A 2,503-nucleotide genomic window follows, 5' to 3' on the forward strand; every position below is an offset into this window, starting at 1 on the left:
GCCGGTGCGGGCGCGTAGGCGCCCGGGTACTGCGGAGGTTGTCCCGGCAGGCCCTGCGGAGGCGGTCCGGGCGGGAACTGCCCGGGCTGACCCGGGTTCTGCGGTCCATATGTCATCGAGAGTGACTCCCCTACATCTGTGTCCGGCCACGCCTCTGCGCGCCGTCCACAGAATCCTCGCACACGCAAAAACGCGGGGCGACCGGTGACCCCGGTCGCCCCGCGCCTTGTCGCTTCAGACCAGCGCGGTCAGTAGACCCGCGTCAGCTCGGCTCGCCCTCGGTGGCCTCAGCCAACTCGGGGGTGTCGGGCACCGCGCGCGGACGCTCAGTGCCGACGAAGGTGAACTTGGCACCGTCGTCGTCGCCCTCGCCATCCCAGCCTTCGACGTCGATCAGGATGATCTGACCGGCACCAATCTCGTTGAACAAGATCTTCTCCGACAGCTGGTCCTCGATCTCCCGCTGGATGGTGCGACGCAGCGGCCGCGCACCCAGCACCGGATCGAAGCCGCGCTTAGCGAGCAGGCTCTTCGCCTTCTCCGTCAGCTCCAGATCCATGTCCTTGGCCTTCAGCTGCTGCTCAACCCGGGCGATCATCAGATCGACCATCGAGACGATCTCATCCTTCGTCAGCTGGTGGAAGACGATCACATCGTCGATACGGTTCAGGAACTCCGGGCGGAAGTGCTTCTTCAGCTCGTCGTTGACCTTCAGCTTCATCCGGTCGTAGTTCGAGCCGCTGCCGTCGCCCTTGGAGAAGCCCATGCCGACGGCCTTCGAGATATCCCGGGTGCCCAGGTTCGAGGTGAAGATCAGCACCGTGTTCTTGAAGTCGACCGTACGACCCTGACCGTCGGTGAGGCGACCGTCCTCAAGGACCTGCAACAGGGTGTTGTAGATCTCCGGATGGGCCTTCTCAATCTCGTCGAACAGCACGACCGAGAACGGCTTGCGGCGTACCTTCTCGGTGAGCTGACCACCCTCGTCGTAACCGACGTAGCCGGGAGGCGCACCGAACAACCGCGATGCGGTGAACCGGTCATGGAACTCGCTCATATCGATCTGGATGAGCGCGTCGTCCTCACCGAACAGGAAATTCGCCAGCGCCTTGGAAAGCTCGGTCTTACCCACACCGGACGGGCCGGCGAAGATGAACGAGCCGGACGGGCGCTTGGGGTCCTTCAGACCCGCGCGGGTACGGCGGATCGCGCGCGAGACCGCCTTGACGGCGTCCTCCTGGCCGATGATCCGCTTGTGCAGCTCGTCCTCCATACGGAGCAGACGACTCGTCTCCTCCTCGGTGAGCTTGAATACCGGAATACCGGTCCAGTTCCCGAGAACTTCAGCGATCTCCTCGTCGTTGACCTCCGCCACGACGTCGAGGTCCCCGGCACGCCACTGCTTCTCCCGCTCGCCACGCTCGGCGGTGAGCTGCTTCTCCTTATCGCGGAGACTCGCGGCCTTCTCGAAGTCCTGCGCGTCGATCGCCGACTCCTTCTCCTTGCGCGCGTCGGCGATGCGATCGTCGAACTCGCGCAGGTCTGGCGGTGCGGTCATCCGACGGATACGCATGCGCGCACCCGCCTCGTCGATCAGATCGATCGCCTTGTCCGGCAGGAACCGGTCGTTAATGTAGCGATCGGCCAAGGTCGCGGCCGCGACCAGCGCGGAATCGGTGATGGACACCTTGTGGTGCTGCTCGTAACGGTCGCGCAGCCCCTTCAGGATCTCGATGGTGTGCTCCACGGAAGGCTCACCGACCTGCACCGGCTGGAAGCGACGCTCCAGCGCCGCATCCTTCTCGATGTACTTGCGGTACTCGTCGATCGTGGTGGCACCGATGGTCTGCAGTTCACCGCGCGCCAGCTTCGGCTTCAGAATCGAGGCGGCGTCAATCGCCCCTTCGGCCGCACCCGCACCGACCAGCTGATGCAGCTCGTCGATAAACAGGATGATGTCGCCGCGGGTATTGATCTCCTTGAGTACCTTCTTCAGGCGTTCTTCGAAGTCGCCACGGTACCGGCTGCCTGCCACCAAGGACCCGAGGTCCAGGGTGTACAGCTGCTTGTCCTTGAGCGTCTCGGGGACGTTGCCCGCCACGATCGCCTGGGCGAGGCCCTCGACGACGGCAGTCTTGCCGACGCCCGGCTCACCGATGAGGACCGGATTGTTCTTGGTGCGGCGGCTCAGCACCTGCATGACCCGCTCGACTTCCTTCTCCCGGCCGATCACCGGGTCGAGCTTGCCCTCGCCGGCGGCGGCGGTGAGGTTCCGGCCGAACTGGTCGAGGACCAGCGACGTCGACGGGGTGCCCGAATCAGACGAGCGTCCGCCGGTGCCCGCCGTCTCCGGTTCCTTACCCTGATAGCCGGACAAGAGCTGGATCACCTGCTGGCGCACGCTATTGAGGTCGGCACCCAGCTTCACCAGGACCTGGGCGGCGACGCCCTCGCCCTCGCGAATCAAACCGAGCAAAATGTGCTCGGTGCCGATGTAGTTGTG

1 protein-coding gene is annotated in these 2,503 nt (G+C 64.6%); it reads right to left on the reverse strand.

The window, feature by feature from the left end:
* Positions 1-262: 262 nt before the first annotated feature.
* The coding region (locus tag WAW85_RS13690; RefSeq protein WP_422560154.1) for an ATP-dependent Clp protease ATP-binding subunit at positions 263-2,503 on the reverse strand (2,241 nt) is incomplete at its 5' end.

The sequence above is a fragment of the Gordonia sp. (in: high G+C Gram-positive bacteria) genome (assembly GCF_049299075.1).
Taxonomy (GTDB): domain Bacteria; phylum Actinomycetota; class Actinomycetes; order Mycobacteriales; family Mycobacteriaceae; genus Gordonia.